Annotated in this window: 20 protein-coding genes; 11 read left to right on the forward strand and 9 right to left on the reverse strand. The window is 67.6% G+C overall.

Annotation, left to right across the window (positions count from 1 at the left end; all coding sequences use genetic code 11):
• The first annotated feature begins 37 nt into the window (after window positions 1-37).
• On the forward strand, window positions 38-1,168 hold the full coding sequence (locus tag NM1_RS17590; protein ID WP_068020932.1) for a glycosyltransferase: 1,131 nt from the start codon (window positions 38-40) through the stop codon (window positions 1,166-1,168).
• A 22-nt stretch (window positions 1,169-1,190) separates the two neighbouring features.
• On the opposite strand, the gene rsmI is transcribed toward NM1_RS17590, so the two are convergent.
• Entirely contained in the window at window positions 1,191-2,057 is an 867-nt protein-coding gene (rsmI, locus tag NM1_RS17595; RefSeq protein WP_068020822.1) for a 16S rRNA (cytidine(1402)-2'-O)-methyltransferase, read from the reverse strand.
• Window positions 2,058-2,221: 164 nt separating this feature from the next.
• Between rsmI and NM1_RS17600 the strand changes: the two genes are divergently transcribed.
• Complete coding sequence (locus NM1_RS17600) at window positions 2,222-3,805, forward strand: dolichyl-phosphate-mannose--protein mannosyltransferase (protein WP_068020823.1); 1,584 nt, start codon at window positions 2,222-2,224, stop codon at window positions 3,803-3,805.
• Here NM1_RS17600 and NM1_RS17605 read toward each other — a convergent pair whose 3' ends face one another.
• Together NM1_RS17605 and arcA are read right to left on the reverse strand one after the other, a co-directional pair.
• Window positions 3,806-4,165, reverse strand: a complete 360-nt coding sequence (locus NM1_RS17605; RefSeq protein WP_068020826.1) for a GntR family transcriptional regulator — start codon at window positions 4,163-4,165, stop codon at window positions 3,806-3,808.
• 6 nt (window positions 4,166-4,171) lie between these two features.
• Complete coding sequence (arcA, locus tag NM1_RS17610; protein WP_068020828.1) at window positions 4,172-5,401, reverse strand: arginine deiminase; 1,230 nt, start codon at window positions 5,399-5,401, stop codon at window positions 4,172-4,174.
• Window positions 5,402-5,627: 226 nt separating this feature from the next.
• On the opposite strand from arcA, the gene soxR reads away from it, so the two are divergent.
• Window positions 5,628-6,161: a redox-sensitive transcriptional activator SoxR gene (gene soxR / locus NM1_RS17615; RefSeq protein ID WP_068020829.1), complete on the forward strand. Its 534-nt coding sequence runs from the start codon at window positions 5,628-5,630 to the stop codon at window positions 6,159-6,161.
• Window positions 6,162-6,215: 54 nt separating this feature from the next.
• On the opposite strand, the gene NM1_RS17620 is transcribed toward soxR, so the two are convergent.
• The 3 genes from NM1_RS17620 to NM1_RS42340 form a co-directional block, all read right to left on the reverse strand.
• A complete protein-coding gene (locus tag NM1_RS17620; RefSeq protein WP_068020832.1) occupies window positions 6,216-7,067 on the reverse strand; it encodes an SDR family oxidoreductase in 852 nt (283 codons plus the stop codon).
• A 134-nt stretch (window positions 7,068-7,201) separates the two neighbouring features.
• On the reverse strand, window positions 7,202-7,348 hold the full coding sequence (locus NM1_RS42335) for a hypothetical protein (protein WP_157123948.1): 147 nt from the start codon (window positions 7,346-7,348) through the stop codon (window positions 7,202-7,204).
• Window positions 7,345-7,506 (reverse strand): hypothetical protein, encoded by a 162-nt coding sequence (locus NM1_RS42340; protein ID WP_157123951.1) that lies wholly within the window; start codon window positions 7,504-7,506, stop codon window positions 7,345-7,347. The genes NM1_RS42335 and NM1_RS42340 overlap by 4 nt, the downstream gene beginning before the upstream one ends.
• Window positions 7,507-7,722: 216 nt before the next feature.
• Here NM1_RS42340 and NM1_RS17625 point away from each other — a divergent pair, with 216 nt between their 5' ends.
• From NM1_RS17625 to NM1_RS17635, 4 genes are all read left to right on the forward strand, one after another.
• Entirely contained in the window at window positions 7,723-8,052 is a 330-nt protein-coding gene (locus NM1_RS17625) for a hypothetical protein (RefSeq protein ID WP_068020933.1), read from the forward strand.
• Window positions 8,033-8,551, forward strand: a complete 519-nt coding sequence (locus tag NM1_RS41220; RefSeq protein WP_084519733.1) for a DUF6879 family protein — start codon at window positions 8,033-8,035, stop codon at window positions 8,549-8,551. Before NM1_RS17625 ends, NM1_RS41220 begins: the two co-directional genes overlap by 20 nt.
• Entirely contained in the window at window positions 8,548-9,381 is an 834-nt protein-coding gene (locus tag NM1_RS17630; RefSeq protein WP_084519734.1) for a helix-turn-helix domain-containing protein, read from the forward strand. Before NM1_RS41220 ends, NM1_RS17630 begins: the two co-directional genes overlap by 4 nt.
• 404 nt (window positions 9,382-9,785) lie before the next feature.
• Window positions 9,786-10,349, forward strand: coding sequence for a CPBP family intramembrane glutamic endopeptidase (locus NM1_RS17635; protein WP_147288906.1), 564 nt, complete (start codon window positions 9,786-9,788; stop codon window positions 10,347-10,349).
• Window positions 10,350-10,520: 171 nt separating this feature from the next.
• Here the strand turns inward: NM1_RS17635 and metG are convergent, their stop codons facing one another.
• Window positions 10,521-12,131: a methionine--tRNA ligase gene (gene metG / locus NM1_RS17640; RefSeq protein WP_255286197.1), complete on the reverse strand. Its 1,611-nt coding sequence runs from the start codon at window positions 12,129-12,131 to the stop codon at window positions 10,521-10,523.
• Here metG and NM1_RS17645 point away from each other — a divergent pair.
• The gene (locus tag NM1_RS17645) at window positions 12,130-12,960 is read left to right on the forward strand and encodes a TatD family hydrolase (RefSeq protein WP_068020937.1); all 831 of its coding nucleotides are present in this window, start codon (window positions 12,130-12,132) and stop codon (window positions 12,958-12,960) included. The two genes, metG and NM1_RS17645, sit on opposite strands and share 2 nt — an antisense overlap.
• Before the next feature lie 222 nt (window positions 12,961-13,182).
• Entirely contained in the window at window positions 13,183-14,310 is a 1,128-nt protein-coding gene (locus NM1_RS17650) for a resuscitation-promoting factor (protein WP_114699496.1), read from the forward strand.
• 4 nt (window positions 14,311-14,314) lie between these two features.
• Here the strand turns inward: NM1_RS17650 and NM1_RS17655 are convergent, their stop codons facing one another.
• Window positions 14,315-15,079, reverse strand: coding sequence for an SDR family NAD(P)-dependent oxidoreductase (locus NM1_RS17655; RefSeq protein ID WP_068020837.1), 765 nt, complete (start codon window positions 15,077-15,079; stop codon window positions 14,315-14,317).
• A 150-nt stretch (window positions 15,080-15,229) separates the two neighbouring features.
• On the opposite strand from NM1_RS17655, the gene NM1_RS17660 reads away from it, so the two are divergent.
• Window positions 15,230-16,402 (forward strand): lipase family protein, encoded by a 1,173-nt coding sequence (locus tag NM1_RS17660; protein ID WP_068020839.1) that lies wholly within the window; start codon window positions 15,230-15,232, stop codon window positions 16,400-16,402.
• Between the two features lie 10 nt (window positions 16,403-16,412).
• A complete protein-coding gene (rsmA, locus tag NM1_RS17665; RefSeq protein ID WP_068020941.1) occupies window positions 16,413-17,294 on the forward strand; it encodes a 16S rRNA (adenine(1518)-N(6)/adenine(1519)-N(6))-dimethyltransferase RsmA in 882 nt (293 codons plus the stop codon).
• Window positions 17,295-17,447: 153 nt separating this feature from the next.
• On the opposite strand, the gene NM1_RS17670 is transcribed toward rsmA, so the two are convergent.
• Window positions 17,448-18,038 (reverse strand): LpqN/LpqT family lipoprotein, encoded by a 591-nt coding sequence (locus NM1_RS17670; RefSeq protein ID WP_068020841.1) that lies wholly within the window; start codon window positions 18,036-18,038, stop codon window positions 17,448-17,450.
• Between the last annotated feature and the right edge of the window lie 78 nt (window positions 18,039-18,116).

An 18,116-nucleotide genomic window follows, 5' to 3' on the forward strand; every position in this document is an offset into this window, starting at 1 on the left:
GGCCGTCCCGGCGTGGGGCCTGGGAAATATCGCCCATGTGCGCATCGTCCAGCTGGCGAATTTCTACGGTCCGCGCTCCGGCGGGCTGCGCACCGCCCTGCATCACCTCGGCGCGGGATACGCGACGGCCGGGCACGAGGTGGTGCTCGTCGTGCCGGGATCACATTGGGCCGAGGACACCCTCGATACGGGGGTGCAGCGAATCACCGTGCCCGCCTTGGCAATTCCGTGGACAGGGGGATACCGCGCCGCCGACCCCCGGCGGGTGGCCGACGTGCTGACCGCGCTGCGACCGGACGTCCTCGAGGTGTCGGACCGGTTGACGCTGCGCGGATTCGGGCGCTGGGCGAGCCGGCGCGACATCGCCGGGGTGATGATCTCGCACGAGCGGCTGGACCGGCTGATCGGACAGGTGCTGCCCGGGCCGATGGCGCGGCGCGCTGCCGACGCGGCCAACCGGCGCACCGCCGACGAATACGACATCGTGGTCTGCACAACGGAATTCGCGCGGGCCGAGTTCGGGCGGATCGCCGCGCCGAATGTGGCGCTGGTGCCGCTGGGCGTGGATCTGGAGATGTTCAGTCCCCGCCGCCGCGACCGTGCCTTGCGGCAGCGGTTCGGGGCGCGGCACCTGCTGGTGCACTGCGGACGGCTGTCGGTGGAGAAGCGGGTCGATCGCAGCATCGAGGCCGTCGACGCGCTGCGCCGCGACGGTGTCGACGCGCGGCTGGTGGTGGCCGGTGACGGACCCCGGCGCGAATCGCTGCAGCGGCGGGCGCGCGGCCTGGCACCCCTGCCCGACGGCCGCCCGGCCGTCCACTTCACCGGATTCATCGACGACCGCGACCGCCTGGCGACGCTCCTGGCCAGCGCGGACGTCTCACTGGCCCCGGGCCCGCACGAGACCTTCGGCCTCGCGGCGCTGGAGGCGCTGGCGGCCGGCACGCCCGTGGTGGCCAGCCGCTCCTCGGCCCTCGCCGACATCGTCACCGCCGAGTGCGGCGCCGTCGCCGCCGACCACCCCTCCGCCTTCGCCCACGCGGTCACCGACGTCCTCGCCCTGCCCCCGACCCACCGCCGCCGCGCCGCCCGCACCCGAGCCGAACAGTTCACCTGGCCCGCCGCGGTAGCGGGGATGCTCGAGGTGCTCGGGGGTCGTGAGGGCTGACCAGCCGCATTGGGTTTCGGATTCAGGAATTGGTGCGGGCCACGAGGACGGCGTCGTAGAGTTCGCGGCGGGAGGCGCCGACGGCCGAGGCGACCTGGGCGCAGGCGTCCTTGAGCCGGATGCCGTCGGCGACCAGGGCCTCTACCTCGTCGACGAGATCGGCGGGGTCGGCCGAAACCGGTTGGGCGCCTTCGAGAACGACGGTGATCTCGCCGCGGGCACCCTCGACGGCCCAGGCGGCCAGCTCGGCGAGGGGGCCGCGCACGACCTCCTCGTAGGTCTTGGTCAATTCGCGGCAGACGGCCGCGCGGCGGGTGGGGCCCAGCACCTCGACGGCGTCGGCGAGGCAGTCGGCCAGGCGGTGCGGGGCCTCGAAGAAGACGACGGCGCGCGGTTCGGTGCGCAGGGTGCGCAGCCACTGCTTGCGCTGACCCGATTTGCGGGGCGCGAACCCGTCGAAGCAGAACCGTTCCATCGGCAGCCCGGACAGCGCCAGCGCGGTCGTCACCGCCGACGGGCCCGGCAGGCAGGTCACCGGCAGGTCCCGCTCCACGCACGCGGCCACCATGCGATAGCCGGGGTCGCTCACCGACGGCATTCCGGCATCGGTCACCAGCAGCACGACCCGCCCGGCCTCGATCTCCTCCAGCAGCTGCGGAATCCGCGCCGTCTCGACGTGGTCGTAGAAGCTCACCACCCGCCCGGCGATCTCCACCTCGAGCGCCTTGGCCAGCGCCCGCGTGCGCCGAGTGTCCTCGGCCGCAACCACATCCGCCGACCCCAGCATCTCCCGCAACCGCCGCGAGGCGTCCCCGACGTCCCCCATCGGCGTCGCCGCCAGCACCAGCCGCCCGGCCTGCTCGCCCGCGACCACAGCCCGCTCGCTCATCCCACTCCTGTCCGCCGGTCGCGTCTGCCCGAAACCATCACACAACACGACCAATGATCGCCGTCGTGCAGCGGGTATCCCGCCCACGGCTGTGACGTGGGGATCGGGGTGCGCGGGCTCACCGCTGCGCGGCACCCGACAGCCCACCACATACGATCGACCGCGTGACCCAGCTGACCGACGCACGACCGGCGATCGGCGCGGGCCCGGCCTTGTCGAGTCCGGCGCCGCTGCGCCCCACCCCCGACTTCGGCCCTACCGATTGGGCGCGGGGATGGCTGGTCACCCTGGTTCTCACCGCGATCGCCGCGATCACCCGGTTTCTGAACCTGAACTATCCGACCGATGCCGGGACCCCGGTCTTCGACGAGAAGCACTACGCGCCCCAGGCCTGGCAGATGGTCACCGGCGGCGGGGTCGAGGACAATCCGGCGTACGGGCTGGTCGTGCATCCGCCGGTCGGCAAGCAGATGATCGCGCTGGGCGAACTGCTGTTCGGCTACACCAGCTGGGGCTGGCGGTTCTCGGCGGCGATATTCGGCTGCCTGCTGATCCTGCTGGTCATCCGCATCACCCGGCGGCTCACCCGCTCCACCATGCTCGGTGCCCTGGCCGGAATCCTGCTGATCGCCGACGGCGTGACGTTCGTGTCCTCGCGCATCGGCATGCTCGACATCTTCCAGGCGCTGTTCGTGACCGCCGCCTTCGGCTGCCTGATCGTCGACCGGGATGTGGTGCGGGAGCGGCTGGCCCGTGCCGATGCCGAGGGTCGCATCGCGATCAGCCGGTTCGGTCCGCGACTAGGCGTGCGCTGGTGGCGCTTCGGCGCGGGACTGCTGCTCGGCCTGTCCTGCGGAACCAAATGGTCCGGGCTGTATTTCATCGCCGCGTTCGGCCTGATGTCGGTGTGTTTCGACGTCGCCGCGCGCCGCACCTACGGGGTGCCGCGGCCCTGGGTGGGCGCCGCGGTGCGCGATATCGGCCCCGCGCTCTACGCCCTCGTCGCCCTTCCCCTGCTCGTCTATCTGGCCACCTATTGGGGCTGGTTCGCCAGCGAGGACGGCTACGACCGCTACTCGGTCGGCAATGCGATCGGCGCCGGCGGCACCTGGTCCTGGCTGCCCGACGCGCTGCGTTCGCTCTGGCACTACCAGGGCGAATCGCTGAAATTCCATGAGAGCCTGACCAATTCGGCAGGCAACCACCATCCCTGGGAATCCAAGCCGTGGTCGTGGCCGATGGGGCTGCGGCCGATGCTGTACTACTACGCCGACAGCGGCGTCACCGGCTGCGGCCAGTCGGTGTGCGTGAAGGCGGTCATGCTGATCGGCACGCCCGCGCTGTGGTGGGTGTCGCTGCCGGTGCTGGGCTGGGCGATCTGGCGCACCGCGACCCGCCGCGACTGGCGCTACGCCGCCGTCCTGGTCGGCTACGGCGCCGCCCTGCTGCCGTGGTTCGCGACCCTGGACCGGCAGATGTACTTCTTCTACGCGGTGCCGATGGCGCCGTTCCTGGTCATGGCCGTGGCGCTGGTGCTGGGCGATATCCTCGGTCCCGCGCCGTTCACCCGCGGCACCGGTCAGCGGTTCCTGCTATGGAGCGAGCGGCAGCGGCTGAACCTGCTGCTGGTGTGCCTGTACGTCGGCCTGGTGGTCGCCAACTTCATCTGGCTGTGGCCGATCATGACCGCATTGCCGATCACCGTCGGCAACTGGCACGACCACCTCTGGCTGCCCAGCTGGAAATGATCACTCGCTCAGCGCGGCGCGCACGTAGTGGACCGCCGACTCGTCGTCGAGCCCCAGCCGCCGGATGACCGCGACGTACTCGGTGGCGGCCCGTCCGGCCAGGTCGCGCGTCGGATCGCCGGAGGAGGCGATGAAAGAGCCGAGCCGCCCGCGGGTTTCGAGCACACCGTCCTGTTCCAGTTCGCGGTAGGCCCGCGCGACCGTATTGGGCGCCAGTCCCAGATGCGCCGCGAGGGCTCGCACGGTGGGGATCTTGGTCCCGGCCGTCAGCTCACCGGAACGCACGCGGGCGATGATGCCCTGCCGCAGCTGCTCGTACGGGGGGACCGTGGAATGGTGGTCGACCGGGATATCCAGCATCGGGCCTCACACTTCGTCCCGCGACAGCGGGCAGGACAGGCAGCGCGGACCGCCCCGGCCGGAACCGAGTTCCGACCCGGGGATGGTCAGCACCTCGATGCCCGCATCCGCCAGCCGCGCGTTCGTGTTCTCGTTGCGCTCGTAGGCGACGACGACCCCCGGTGCCAGCGCCAGGGTGTTGTTCCCGTCGTCCCACTGCTCCCGTTCGGCGGTGACGCCGTCCAGGCCGGTGTCGATGACGCGCAGCTTGTCGATGCTCATCGCGTCGGCCGCCGCCGGGAGGAACGGCTCCGGCCCGCGCATGTGCACCGTGCCGTCGTCGCGCTTGCCGATGGTGAAGGCGCACAGCGAATCCTGCACCGCCGGGTACATCACGACCGCATCCGTGTCGACCATCGTGCACACGGTGTCCAGGTGCATGGTCGCGCGGTTCTGCGCTATCGGGACCACCAGTACGGTGTGCGCGAGATTGTCCTCGAACAGGCTGCGCGCCAACGCTTCCGCACCGGCGGGCGTGGTGCGCTCGCCCACCCCGATCGCCACCACGCCGGGCGCGAGCAGCAGCACATCGCCGCCCTCCATCGGCGCGGTATGCGATTCGTAGGCTCGCCGCACGCCGAGAAAGCGGGGGTGGAAGGCGTAGATGAGGTCGGTGAGCGAGGTTTCGCGCGCCCGGGCGGGCAGCGCCAGCGAGGTGATCGCCACCTTCGGCCCCACCCAGAACGACGAGTCGCGGGTGAACAGCAGGTTCGGCAGCGGGTCGATGACGAAATCGGTGCCGTGGTGCATGCGCCGCACCAGCGAGGTGCCCGGATCGAACGGCAGCTCGTCGAAGGTCATGCCCGCCATCAGGATCGCGGCGAGTTCCTCGGCGTGGGAGATGCCGAACAGGTAGGACTTCAGCTCCTCGGCGAGCGCGTAGCCGATGCGGCGCGCGTCCACCGCGGCGGTGATGCCCATGCTGCGGCCCGGGCCGCTCCGCGCCAGGGTCTCGGTCAGGAGATCCTGCAGCAGCAGCACCTCGACGCCGCGCCGGGCCAGCACGTCGGCGAAGGTGTCGTGCTCCTGCTGTGCCCGCTCCACCCAGGGGATGGCGTCGAACAGCAGCTGATCGTTGTTGCGCGGGGTGAGGCGGCGCAACTCGTCGCCGGGCCGGTGCAGCAGCACCGTGCGTAGCGTGCCGACCTCACTTGTCACGGAAAACGGTCGCGCCGTCGGCACAGCCTCTGTTTCCATAACCCGACCGTAGTCATCCGCCGCCGCATTGGCACGGAATTCGCTGGCCGTGCCTGGGAGGGAGGACCCCGGTCGCGCGGGCGCGACCGGGGCAGGGAATGATGCGGACGCGGAGGCGTGCGGGGGATGATGCGGACGCGGAGGCGTGCGGGGAATGATGGAGGCCGGTCGCGCGTTCTCCCTCGAAACTCCCCGACCATCGGTTTACCTAAAGTATTGTTCAGGTATGCAGCACACGACCTGGAACACGAAGGAACTCACCCCGGGACAACTGTCCGAGCGCAGCGGGGTCGCCGTGTCGGCGCTGCATTTCTACGAGCGCGAGGGGCTGATCAGCAGCCGCCGCACCAGCGGCAACCAGCGCCGATATTCGCGCGAGACGCTACGGCGGGTGGCGTTCATCCGGATCTCACAGCGCGTCGGCATACCGCTCAGCGAGATCCGCAAGGCCCTGGGCACCCTCCCCGAGGGCCGCACCCCCAACCGCAAGGACTGGGAGCGCCTGTCCACCATCTGGCAGGTAGATCTCGATCAGCGCATCGAACAGCTGACCCGGCTGCGCGACAGCCTCACCGGCTGCATCGGCTGCGGCTGCCTGTCCCTGGCCAGCTGCCGCATCGTCAACTTCCACGACAAACTCGGCGACGAGGGCCCCGGCGCCCGAGTCCTCGACGTCAACCTCAACTGCGAGGCAACCCCCGACGCGCCCGGCTGCGAAAAGCAAACAGAGACAGCGGAAGTCGCCGCAACAGAATGCTGACCCGCCCGCTCCGGCCGAAGCATCTCCGTACGCCCGGGAGTGGGCCGCGACCGCTCAGTTCCGCAAGAAACTGTTGAACAAGTCATTGGCCCGCCGCATCACAATCTCGTAGGGCAGTGCGAACTTTCGTGCCCACCAGTACCCGAAGCGGATGTCGAAGGAGGTGTAGACCATGAAGCGCCCCTTCTCGATGCCGCGCAGGATCTGCCCCGCCACCTGCTCGGGCGGGGCGGCATGGCGCTGGAATCGCTTGACGTAGCGCTGGACTCGCGGATCCTCCCGGTCCACCCCGGCGATCTCGACGGTCTGCACCAGATGCGTGTTGACCGCGCCGGGAACCACCAGGTGCACGGTGATCCCGTGCCGCGCCAGGTCGAATCGAAGCACCTCCGACAGCCCGCGCAGCCCGAACTTGCTGGCGCTGTAGGCCGCGTGCCACGGGAACGCCAGCAGTCCGGCGGCCGAGGACACGTTCACCAGCGCCCCGCCGCGCCCCGCCCGCACCATCGGCGGCACGAAGCTCTCGATCACGTGGATCGGGCCCATCAGGTTGACGTCCACCATCGACCGCCAGTGCCGATGCTCGAGGTTCTCCACCGTGCCCCACGCCGAGACCCCGGCGACGTTCATCACCACGTCGAGGCTGCCGTGCGCGGCGTGCACCTCCTCGGCGAAGGCGGTGACCGCGTCGTAGTCGCTGATGTCGAGGGCCCGAGACATCAGCACCTTCCCGCCCTCGCCGCCGATGATCTCCACGGTCTCGGCCAGCCCGTCGGCGTCTATATCGGTCAGCACCAGTTCGGCGCCGGACCGAGCGGCGGCGAGCGCGGTCGCCCGCCCGATGCCACTGGCCGCGCCGGTGACGAGGGTCTTCTTGCCGCTCACGGACTTCAAGCGATCGCGCACGCCGTTCCTCGAATGCTCTGTGGGCGGCGCCGTGCCGACCTCTGATCCCCTGGACCCGGCGCCTGATGTTTTCAGTGCTGCCGAGAGCATACGGGCTGGGGCGGGGCGGGGTTCGCCAGGCGTCGACGCACGCTTCAGCCGTCCGCCTGTTCTTGCTCGATTCGCTCCCGAATCGACCGCACAGTCCGGTCCTTCGATGCCCGCTCAGGCCAGAACACAGCGGCCACGAACACGGCCAACGGCAGAACGACCACGGCCAACAGACCGAACTGCCAGCTCATGACGCCTCCGGCTCGGCCTGACCGCCCCGCTCCGACTCGGACTCGTCCGGCAGATAGAACTCCATGTACACCCCCGGCCCGTCCTCCGGGTCATCCCCATACTCCTCGACCTCCAGGAACCCACCTGGAAATTCGAAGATCCTCGATCGCCGTTCCATGCCGACTCCTCGTAGCCGTTGGTATGGCGACCCGAGGCCGGGACAACTCCGCCGATCCCGGGTGCCAGCTACGAAGCTAGGAAGCCAGTAGGGGCCGAGTCTACGATTATGCTCCAGTATGCTCATATCTCTCATTCCGAGGACATAGCTGCAGCTGACGAGAGATCATGGAAATTGCGCAGGCATATCTGCGCATACAACGAGGGGAGAATGATCATGCGGTTGCAGTTCCTCGGCAAGGGCGGCACCACAGGTGGTGGATGTCCGAGCCTCTATGTCACAGACAGGGGCACCTACGTGGTTCAGGGGTGGAAGACGGGTACGCCGGAGGTCGTCGAGATACCACATCTGTTGCTCGGATATGCCGACCCGGACACCTTCATCGGCACGACGATGACCGATACAGGTCGCGGAACGTTTATTTTGTCGGGCACTCCGGTTGAGGATGTCGAGACCCTTGCGCAAATGGATATCTACTTGGATGAATCTGCCGTAGAGGTAAGTAAAGAGGAAAGGAAATTCTACGGTGCTGCTAGTGCAGGATAGAGAATTCTTGGATCTCTTCTACAGCTCGAAGCGTGAAGCGTTCCATTTGGAGACATTGGACACCTACGAGACGCCGGATGAAACGGAGCCGTTTCGAAAGTTCATTGAGAAAGAACCTGACGACTACGAATGGTTTCAGCCATGGCTCGACCATGTTCGGTATGTAACGAGCCGGGGAATATCTATTAAACGTGCTCGTGTAACTACAGTGCCTCATACCGACTACACACGATTCGCGAAAGCTGTAGCCCGGTTCAACGCAGAGGCGGGTGAGGATGTTAGATACTTGCCTCGCCATCTAATCGAGCCCGATGCCCTCACTGCTGACGATTGGTGGTTATTCGATGATTCGGTTCTAGGCTTCACCCTGTTTGAGTCGTCTGGACGGTGGGCAGGCGCTGCTGTTACCACGGACCGGAATATTGTCGAATACGCCAAGCGGGTGAAAGACCGCGTTTGGTCACAGGCGACACCGTTAGGAGAATATCCCCACCAGTGACTAGCGCAATTTATGAGGCAAAGGAAGCTCTCGGGTCGAGGCTCCGAGAGCTTCGTCTCAATGCCGGACTGACGGGAAGTGAGCTCGCCCGTCTCGCTGGCTGGCATCAAACCAAAGTGTCGAAAATCGAATACGGTAAGACCAAGCCAACCGAAGCAGATGTCAGGGCCTGGTGTACACACACGGGTGCCGAGAATCAGCTACCGGACCTGATCGCAACGGTGCGCAATATCGAAGCCGCCTATCTGGAGTGGCGACGCTTACTCGGAACAGGAACTAAGCGTAGGCAGCAAGTATCGGTGAAATTGGAATCGGAAACGCAGTTCATGCGATGGTTCGAACCGGTGCTGATACCAGGCCTGCTGCAAACTGCCGAGTATGCCGAAGAAATCATCCGCAACGTCATTGATTTTTACGGAGTAACTGATGATCTGGATGAAGGTGTATCCAAGCGCTTGGAACGCCAGCGAATCCTGTACCAAAAGAATCACAAGTTCCATTTCATCATCTCTGAACAGGCGTTGTACACGACCGTAGGCAGCGATCATGTAATGGTCGGACAGTTGGATCGGTTGCACTCCATATTCGGCATGCCCCGGATACTCCTGGGGGTCATTCCGGTGATGACTCGATACCGTGTCCCCATTTCGAATTTCATCATGTTCGACAACCGGCGCGTCATGGTCGAGAATGTAACAGCGGAACTCACAATCACACAGCCGCGAGAGATTTCGCTGTACGGTCGAGCCTTCGAGGCGCTTGCCGGGCAGTCGGTAACCGGAGAGAGAGCGCGACAGCTGATCAGGAAGGCGCTCGAAGCCAGGTCTTGAATGCCGCCGAGCCTGTGAACATGGCTGCTCGCGGTAGTATTCGGGTGGGATTGGGGTCGAGACTCGGGGGTGATGCATTGGGGGATCGGGGGTCATAGGTTCGGGTTGTGGATGTGACGGTTGTGGATAAGTCTGGCGGGCGGGTGTGGGGGATTGGGGCCTGGGTCGGGGGATATGTGGCGTTGACGTTTCTTGCGTCTGCGGGATTTCTTGTGGTGCAAGGGTATTCGGGGGTCGATCCGGCGGCGTTGAGCTTGGGGCAGTTCGGTCCGGCGGTGGCGGTGGTGTGCCTGTACGCGGGGATTCGGTTGTGGCGGAGCGGGTTCGCCTCGCGGTCGCGAGCTGTGCCGGGGCGGAAAGGGTTCGTCCCTCTGCCGCGAGCTGTGCCGGGGCGGCGAGTGGTGGTGAATCTGGTCGTGCTGGTCGGTGGGTGTGTGGTGCTCGGGGCGATGGTGATGGTGGGAATGCGGTGGCACGGAACGGGTCTCGTCGGCCCGAGCCCGGTGGGTGGCGTGCCGTTCGTGGTGTTTCTGGTGCTGCAGCTGTTCGGTGCCGTCGGTGAGGAGATCGGCTGGCGTGGGTTCATGCAGCCGGTGCTGGAGTCGCGGTTCGGCCGCCTCGCAGCGGTCCTGACCACCGGAACCGTTTGGGCGCTGTGGCATACGCCCGCCTACACCCACGGCCCGGTGGTGGCCGTGTCGTTCTTCGTCTCCGTCGTGGCATTCGCCGTACTGCTCGGCTACCTCGCCGAAGGCAGTGTGCGGCAACGCATTGCGGTCGCCTCGATCGGCCACTGGCTGATCAACATCGCCCTCTACCTAGCCGTCGGCGATGACACCCTGGTACGACCGCAGGTGACCTTCACCGCCGTTGCCGCCGCCGTCGTCGCCGCGACTGCTGTCGGCGCTCAGGCCTGGACCACGCGGGCGGGCACCGCTTCCGCGCAGCCACACCGTTCGGCAATCTGACGCCCGAGCCTGCCGTGCGCGCTCGGGGTCGACCCACTGCGGCGGGCGAGCCGGACGCGGGAGACCGATCCCCGGCACTCACGCACCCCTTACGTGTTCCCGCACTACCTGCAATGCTCTGCAACCGGTGCGGGAACCAGCAGGGGGTGCGTGAACCAGCGGGGTGCGGCCTCAGGCCTTGGGTTCGACGTACTTGGGGAAGACGGGTTCGGGGGCGGGGAGGGGGAGGCCCGCCTCGATCGGGGTGGGGATGTCGGCGAAGGTGCGGCCGGTCTGGGCGAGCTGGTCGAGGATGCGGCCCGCCGAGCCGGGGATCACCGGCTGCACCAGGATCGAGACGATGCGCAGCACCTCGAGGGTCACGTACAGCACCGTGCCCTCGCGCTCGGTATCGCCCGACTTGGCCAGCGCCCACGGCTGCTGTGCGGAGAAGTACTTGTTCGTCTCGCCCAGCGTCAGCCAGATCGCCTCCAGCGCGAGATGCATCTGCTGCTGGTCGAATTCGGCGCGGCAGCGCTCCAGCAGCCCGTTCGCGCGGTCGAGCAGGGCACGGTCCTCGGCGGTGAACTCGCCGGGAGTCGGTACGGCGGAAGCGAAGTCGCGCGCCACCATCTTCAGGCTGCGCTGCACCAGGTTGCCGTACTCGTTGGCGAGGTCGGTGTTGATCCGCCCCACGATCGCCTCGTGGCTGTAGGAACCGTCCTGGCCGTAGGAGATCTCGCGCAGCAGGAAGAACCGCACCGCGTCCAGGCCGTAGGTCTCCACCAGCGCCATCGGGTCGACCACGTTGCCGACCGACTTCGACATCTTCTCGCCCTTGTTGTACAGAAACCCGTGCACGAACACGCGTTTCGGCAATTCGATCCCGGCCGACAGCAGGAACGCGGGCCAGTACACGGTGTGGAAGCGGGTGATGTCCTTGCCGATGATGTGCACGTCGGCGGGCCAGAACTTTTGGAACGCAGCCGATTCCGTATTCGGGAAGCCGACGCCGGTGATGTAGTTGGTGAGGGCGTCCACCCACACGTACATCACATGGTCGGGATGGCCGGGCACGGGCACACCCCAGTCGAAGGTGGTGCGCGAGATGGACAGGTCCCGCAGCCCGGCCTTCACGTAGCTCACGATCTCGTTGCGGCGCGTGGCGGGCAGGATGAACTCGGGGTGCTGCTCGTACCACGCCAGCAGCTGGTCCTGGTACTTCGACAGCCGGAAGAAGTAGTTCGACTCCTCGGTCCACTCGACCGGTGTGTTCGTCTCGGTGGCGACCCGGATGCCGTCGTCACCGACGGTGGTCTCCTCCTCGGTGTAGAACGCCTCGTCGCGCACCGAATACCACCCCGAATACGTGTCGAGGTAGATGTCGTCGTTGGCCCGCATCCGCTCCCAGATCGCGATGCTGGAGGCGACGTGGTCCTCGTCGGTGGTGCGGATGAACCGGTCGTAGGAGACGTCGAGGGCCTTGTCGAGCTGCTCGAACACGTCGGAGTTGCGCGACGCGTACTCCTCCACCGGGATGCCCTCGGCGCGCGCGGCCTGCTGCACCTTCTGCCCGTGCTCGTCGGTGCCGGTCATGAAGAACACGTCGTAACCGTCCAGGCGCTTGAAGCGCGCCAGGGAGTCGGTCGAGATGTACTCGTAGGCATGGCCGATGTGCGGCGCACCGTTCGGGTAGGCGATGGCCGTGGTGATGTAGAAGGCGGGGCGTCCCTGTTCGCTCATGGTGTGTCTACTGTAATCGGCGTGCCTGTAACCGCTCGCGCCAATATCCCCGGTGACCATGCCTAGCAACCGACCCGCACCCGAACCGCCCGAGCCGCTGTCCCCGCTGGTGGACGCGCACACCCATATGGACGCCTGCGGCGCCACCGATGCGGAATCGGTTACGGCCCTGGTGGACCGGGCCGCCGCGGTCGGCGTCGGGCGGGTGGTGACGGTGGCCGACGACCTGGCCGCCGCGCGGTTCGCGGTCCGGGCCGCGCACTGGGACCAGCGGGTATACGCCGCCGTCGCGCTGCATCCGACCCGGGCGAACGCCCTCGACGAGCCGGCGCGGACCGAGATCGAGAAGCTGGCGGGGGACCCGCGCGTGGTCGCCGTCGGCGAGACCGGCCTGGACTACTACTGGCCCGGCAAGCTCGACGGCTGCGCGGAGATCGAGGACCAGGTCGAGGGCTTCCGCTGGCATATCGATCTGGCGAAACGTCTCGGCAAACCGCTGATGATCCACAATCGCGAGGCCGATCACGACGTGCTGGCCGTGCTGCTGGACGAGGGCGCCCCCGACACCGTGATCTTCCACTGCTTCTCCTCCGACGCGAATATGGCCCTGGCCTGCGTCGCGGAGGGATACGTGCTCAGCTTCTCCGGCACGGTGAGCTTCAAGAACGCGCACGAGCTGCGCGAGGCCGCGAAGATGGTGCCCGACCAGCAGATTTTGGTCGAAACCGATGCGCCGTTCCTGACCCCGCACCCGTTCCGCGGCGCCCCCAACGAGCCGTACTGCCTGCCCTATACCGTCCGCGCCCTCGCCGAACTGCGGGACCAGGATCCGGTCGAGCTGGCGAAGATCACGACGGCCAATGCCGCCCGCGTCTACGGATGGCTGTAGCCGTACCGCGCGAAATCTGTTGTCACGTCAGCTAACTGCGCGAATCGGTACCGGTATGCGTTCGAGGTGCGAGGTGTGGTGCACTTCACTATCATGGCCCGGGTCGTTATCTACCTGCGGCGTCTATATCGCCCTGTGATGTGGAAATCCCCTGTTCCACGGCTTGCGGTTGTCAGGCCCTGACCCCCTCGTTATCGTATTGTGACCATGCCGGACTTTGGGATCCCCGCCCTGCAGCGGATCAACACGTCACGGTCGCCGATGCTGTACGCGGCGATCGCGGCGATGCTGGTCACGCTGATTGTGGGCGCGGCCCTGGCGATCGTGAACAAGAAGACGGTCACCGTCGTCATCGACGGCCAGAAGTCCAGCTTCAGCACCATGTCCGGGGATGTGCGCGGCGTGATCAAGGCCGCCGGGTTCAGCATCGAGAACCGGGACAAGGTCTCGCCGTCCGCCGACGACACCGTCCTCGACGGATCCATCGTCACCCTGAACCGGGCCAGGCAGATCGCGCTCACCTTCGACGGCCGGTCCCAGCAGGTGTGGACCACCGGGAGCACCGTCGCCGACGCGCTCGCGCAGTTGAACATTCCCTCCGATGTGTTCGTATCGCCCGCGCGCCCGACCCCGCTGCCGATCGAGGGCGCAGCGCTGGCTGTGACCAGTCCGCGCACCGTGCTGTTCTCGGACAACGGCGATGCGCCCGGATACGTGCGGCTGGCCGCGCCGACCGTCGGCGAACTGCTGAAGGAGCGCGGCGTCCCGCTGGCCGACCAGGACGAGGTCGAGCCCTCCGCCGGTACCAAGCTCGTCGAGGGTATGAAGATCACCGTCACCCGCAAGCGGGTGGAGAACCGGGTCGAGCGGGTCGCGCTGGATCCGGAGGAGAACGTCATCGAAGACCCGTCGATGAATATGAGCCGCACCGTCGTCGAGAATCCGGGCAAGCCCGGGGTGCAGGACGTCACGTTCGCGGTGTCGATCGTCAACGGCGCGGAGGCGAACAAGGACCCGATCAAGAACGCCGTCATCACGCCCGCGCAGCCGAAGACGGTGCGCAAGGGCGCCAAGCCGGGCACCGAGGTGCCGCCGGTGCGCGACGGGGCGGTCTGGGATGCGCTGGCCAAGTGCGAATCCGGCGGCAACTGGGCGGTCAACACCGGCAACGGCTACTACGGCGGCATCCAGTTCGACGAGAGCACCTGGGCGCGTCAGGGCGGCACGAAGTACGCGCCGCGCGCCGACCTCGCCACCCGCGAGGAGCAGATCGCGATCGCCGAGGTGACTCGTGCCCGCCAGGGCTGGGGCGCCTGGCCCGCCTGCACGAGCCGCCTCGGCATCAGCTAGCGGGCTACATCAAAGCGCCGCCGTCGACGCGGATTTCGCTGCCGGTGATGTAGCGGCCCTCCTCGCACGCGACCATGGCGACCGCCCCCGCCACATCCTCGGGGTGGCCGAGGGCGCCGTTGTCGAGCCAGCCGGTGAGGCGGGCCATCAGGCTCCAGTCGGTGTCCTCGGGCACCTCCAGGTTGGAGGTGATGCCGGTGGTGATGCCGCCGGGGACGATGTTGACCGCGCGCAGGCCCTGCTTGGCGTACTCCAGCGCGATCGCGTGGGTCATGGCGTTGACGCCGCCCTTGGACGCCGAATACGCGGCCATGTACGGGTGCGCGCCGAATGCCGAGGTGGAGGAGAAGTTCACGATTACCGGGTGTTCGCCCTGCAGCAGGGCGGGCAGCGCGGCCTGGACCATCAGGAAGGTGCCGGTCAGGTTCACCCCGATCACCTGATTCCAGGACTCGAACGGCATCTCGTGGGTGTGCGCGGTCCGCATGATGCCCGCCGCGTTCACGAGCACGTCGAGACCGCCCAGGAATTCGACGCCGTCGGCGACCGCCTCGCGGACCGAGTCCGGGTTCGACACATCGACACGCACGGTCTGCAGCCGGTCGCGGTGGTCGGCGGCCGCCTCGACGGTCTCCTTCAGGCCCTCCTCGGCGATATCGGCGGCCACCAGCGTGGCGCCCTCGGCCAGCAGGCGCAGGGCGATGCCCCGGCCGATACCGGATCCGGCCCCGGTGACCAGCACCCGTCGTCCGTCGTATCTGCGCTGCATGCGTGTGTCCTTTCGACCTGTGAAGAGAAAACTAGAACGAGTACTAGTTTGCGTCAATGCGGCGTCGCGGCCCGTTCGAATTCACAAATGCTTCTCAGAAACGGTGGCTACGATTGCCCGGTTTTTGCTGCCGAGACGATGAGGTGTTCGATGCGATTGCCGGGTGGATGGGTTCGGGCGATTCTCGTGGGGGCGGTGGCGGCGAGCGCGGCGCTGACCGTCGCCGCGGTACCGGCCTCGGCGGCGACGCCCGGAACGACCATCTCGGTCGAGCCGCAAGCCGACGGATGGCACGGAATGTCCGGCGGTTCGGTGGTCGAGTACTGGATGACCGGCTCGGACGGCACCCCGCGGCCCGCCAGCGGAGCGCTGTTCGTGCCGCCGGGACCCGCGCCCGCGGGCGGATGGCCGATCATGGCCTACGACCACGGCACCAGCGGGCTCGGGCCTGGCTGCGGCGGCCTGTCCGATCCGGGCAGCGCGCCGTATCCGGACAGTCAGGGTAAGCAGGACGGGTTGCTGCGGTACTTCGTGTCCAAGGGATTCGCCGTAGTGGCGCCCGACTACCTCGGCCTCGGCCGATTCGATACCGGACCGCATCCGTACCTGGAGCTGAAGTCCGAGGCCACCGCGACGATCGATCTGGTGCGGGCCGCGCGGTCGACCCATCCGGAGCTGTCGCGGAGCTGGGCGGTCATGGGCGGTTCGCAGGGTGGACAGGCCGCGCTGGGCACCGCGCACCTGCAGCAGACCTATGCGCCCGATCTCGACTTCCTCGGCACCATCGCGCTCGATCCCGAATCGGATGTCGAGCAGTTGCTGCCCGCGGCCGGTCCCTGGGTGCCGGACGTGCCGGGCGTCAGCGGTAACGGCATGACCTCGTTCATCGCCAGCATTCTGGTCGGATTGCGGGAGACCCACCCCGAGGCGAACGTGGACAGTTATCTCAGCCCCCGGGGCCGCGAGATACTCGACAGCATCGGCGGCATGTGCCTGGATCGCATCGTCGACCGGGTCGACGGCGCCACGATCGGCGATCTGCTGTCCCGCCCGCTGACCGACACCACCTTCCGCACCGCCCTCGCCGACTACATGGGCGTGCCGACCACGGGCTACGACGCCCCGATCCTGTTGCTGCTCAACGCCACCGACACGACCGTGCCCTCCCCGCTGCACGCCGCCCTGGCGGCCCAACTCGCCGCGGGCGGGGTGGATTACAGCACCGTCATAGGCCGCGGCCAGCACTGTGAACTCAACCCGCAGATGTGGTCGGCCATAGACGCCTTCACCGCCCGGATCCTGTCCACCCCACCGGCTTGGTAGGTTGTCCGGCGTGTCCGAACCCGCTTTCGTCGCCCGTGGTCAGGCCGAGTTGCTCGGTCCTGCCGAGGTGCGGGTGCTGGCGGAGCGGTTCGGGGTGCGGCCGACCAAGCAGCTCGGGCAGAACTTCGTGCACGACGCCAATACGGTGCGGCGGATCGTCGGTGCGGCGGGAGTCGGGCGCGAGGACGCGGTGCTCGAGGTCGGGCCCGGGCTCGGGTCGCTGACGCTGGCGCTGCTGGATGTGGTGGACCGGGTGGTCGCGGTCGAGATCGATCCGGTTCTCGCACACGGGCTTCCGGGGACTGTCGCCGATCGCGCACCGGGCCTCGCCGACCGGCTCGCGGTGGTGGAGGCCGACGCGCTGCGGGTCACTCCCGACGAGTTGCCGGTCGCGCCCACCGCCCTGGTGGCGAACCTGCCCTACAACGTCGCAGTCCCGGTGCTCCTGCACCTGCTGGCCGAATTGCCGAGCATCGCAACGGCTCTGGTGATGGTGCAGGCCGAGGTGGCGGACCGGCTGTCGGCGGCGCCGGGCTCCCGCGTCTACGGCGTGCCGAGCGTGAAGGCCGGATTCTTCGGGACCGTGCGCCGCGCGGGATCCGTTGGGCGCCAGGTATTCTGGCCGGTACCCCAGGTCGAGAGCGGACTGGTCCGGATCGACCGCTACGCCGAATCCCCGTGGCCTCGGGACGCCGACTTCCGCCGCCGCGTCTTCCAGGTGATCGACGCCGCATTCGCCCAGCGCCGCAAGACCTTACGAGCCGCCCTCGCCTCCTGGGCAGGCTCCCCGGCCACCGCCGAACAACACCTGCTAGCCGCCGGAATCGACCCCACGGCCCGAGGCGAAACCCTCGACACCGCAGCCTTCGTCCGCCTAGCCCACCAAACCTAACCCGCCGCAAGCCCCCCACACCCCCTACTGGTCGGCAGAGCCAGGGTTCCCGCACCATCTCTTGGTTCCCGCACCGTCTACACAGGCCTGTACATGGTGCGGGAACGAGTACATGGTGCGGGAACTGACGCTCTGGCGACCAGTAGGCCCGGGTTATCGGGTTGCGTTGTGGCCGTTGTCTGGTAGCGAGACTGTGGGTGGTGGTGCCTGCGGGGTTGTGGCGGTGATCGCTAGACCGGCGACTATGGCGGCGGCGTCGGAGCCGTTGTGGTCTGCGCGGGTGGTGATCGTCAGTTGGATCAGGAACTGGGTGTCGGCGCTGTCGATGATGACGTAGCGGTTGTAGGCCCAGAGAGTCAGGGGCGCAACGGCGTACGTGCCCGTGATGGCGGCCGAGGGGTGGCCGTCGAACTTTCCGCTGTGGGTGTCCAGCTCCCGCCACTGCGGCAGTCGGCGCGCATCGGCGAATCCGCACGCCAGCAGGGCGGCCGGATCCAGCGGCTCGGACAGCCGCACCATCAGCACCACCACGTTGTCGGCCCAGCCGTCCTCCGGCTCCTGCGCCCACACGCCGTAGGTTCCCGCGAAGTTCTCCGCGGGCATCTGCCGCCACCCGTCCGGAACCGTGATCGAGACCACCGGCGCCCCGGCGGTGTCCGGCGTGATCGGCGTGGGCTCCACGCCCGCGGCGGCGAGGTATTCGGCGACGGTGGGTGGTTCGTCGGGTCCGGTAGGGGAAGTCACGAGAGTCCTCTCGGCGCGGTGGCGAACGGCGATCGCACGTGAGTCTGCCATGCGGGCCGCATCGGAGCGTCGACCCGT

The organism is Nocardia mexicana NBRC 108244, assembly GCF_001613165.1.
Taxonomy (GTDB): Bacteria; Actinomycetota; Actinomycetes; order Mycobacteriales; family Mycobacteriaceae; genus Nocardia; species Nocardia mexicana.